We start from the raw sequence: 1,550 nt of genomic DNA on the forward strand, positions 1-1,550 counted from the left end.
GTGACTACTCCGACGGCTGAAGCCGCCGGCTTCTCAGGCGACTTGCGCGGCCCGAAGGGCCAGCCCGGCCCTCAAGATGTTGACCGCCGCGTTCACGTCGGCGTGCGCGGCGTGCCCGCACCGCTGGCAGACGAACTCGGCCTGTGTCCCGCGGCTGCCGGCGGCGCAGTAGCCGCACTGAGCGCAGGTGCGGGAGGTGTTGGCGGGGTTCACAGCGACGACAACACGTCCGGCACTCTCAGCCTTGGCGTGCAGCACGTCGAGGAATGTTCGCCATCCCGCGTCAAGAATACTCTTGTTCAGTCCCGTCTTGGCGGCCTGCCCGTTCGGGAGGAAGGTTCCGGGCTGCTCGGGGTCGAGTTTGACCTTGGCCCGGCGGGTCATGTTGACGACCTTGAGCGCTTCGACGGCGATCAGGTCATGGCCGCGGACCAGTTCGAGCGCCGTCTTGTGAGCGAGGTCGAGCCGCTGACGGCGGACCTTCCCGTGCAGCGCGGCAACCCGGGCCGCGGCTTTGCGACGGCGCTTCGACCCGCGCTTTCTCCGGGACAGGTCCCGCTGAGCGGCGGCAAGACCATCGGCGGCTGCCGCGAGGAAACGCGGGTTGCCGACATGCCGACCATCAGAGGTAGTCGCGAGCGAGGCCACGCCCAGGTCGACACCGACTACGGCACCGGTAGCGGGGAGCGGTTCGGCGGGCACGTTGTCGCAGGACAGGACGACGTACCAGCGCCTACCCTCCCGCTTCACGGAGACCGTCTTGACGGTGCCGCGTACGGGCCGGTGCCGGTTGACCTTGACGTGGCCGATTCCCTGCAACCTGACGAACGTCCGCGCCGGGTTTTCGGGCTGGGAGTCCCAACGGCAGCCGTCGCCGTCCTTCGGCCACTCGACCATGTCAAACCAGTTGGCGCCCTTGAACCGCGGGTAGCCGGCCATCTCCCCGGACTTCACGCGGCGGAAGAAGGCGGCCATCGCCTTGTCGAGCCGGCGCAGGGTGGCCTGCTGGGAGGAGAACGACCAGCGCGCGTGGTCCGGGTCGAACGCCCGGATGTCCTTCAACTGGGCCGACTGGTCGCCGTAGCGGACCGTCGTCTTCGACGGGTGCCGGTAGGCATCCCGCCGTTCCTGCAGCGCGGCGTTGTACAGCGCCCGGTGGTCGTCCAACAGTGCCGTGAGCGTGTTGGCCTGACGGCTGGTCGGGCGTAACTGGAACCTGAAGGTCCGCCTCACCGGGACGTTCCCTTGCGCCATGGCCGCTCGTTCTGGGTGTCGATGTACCGGCGCACCGTCTCAGCCGAGACGGCACCGACGGTGGCGACGAAGAACGACCGGGACCACAACGTGGGAAACCGGGACCGAAGGTGCGAGAACTCGGCTCGCAGCGCGTGCGACGTGAAGCCCTTCAGCTGGTTCGCGATGTACGACGGAGAGTGCTTCGGATGAGCCTTCACGAACAGATGCACGTGGTCGGGCTCGATCTCCAACGCAACGATTGGCCAGTCGTGCTCGGCGCACTTCTCGCGAAGCAGCACGTCGAGCCTGTCACG

Annotated in this window: 2 protein-coding genes; both read right to left on the reverse strand. The window is 67.8% G+C overall.

Going from position 1 to position 1,550, the window contains the following annotated elements; genetic code table 11:
* Positions 1-33: 33 nt before the first annotated feature.
* Positions 34-1,233, reverse strand: coding sequence for an RNA-guided endonuclease InsQ/TnpB family protein (locus AC6EXY_RS33235; RefSeq protein WP_499842482.1), 1,200 nt, complete (start codon positions 1,231-1,233; stop codon positions 34-36).
* Positions 1,230-1,550, reverse strand: a 321-nt coding sequence (tnpA, locus tag AC6EXY_RS33240; protein ID WP_499819021.1) for an IS200/IS605 family transposase, incomplete at its 5' end; no start/stop codon positions are given. The genes AC6EXY_RS33235 and tnpA, both read right to left, overlap by 4 nt.

This window comes from Frankia sp. RB5, assembly GCF_059816245.1.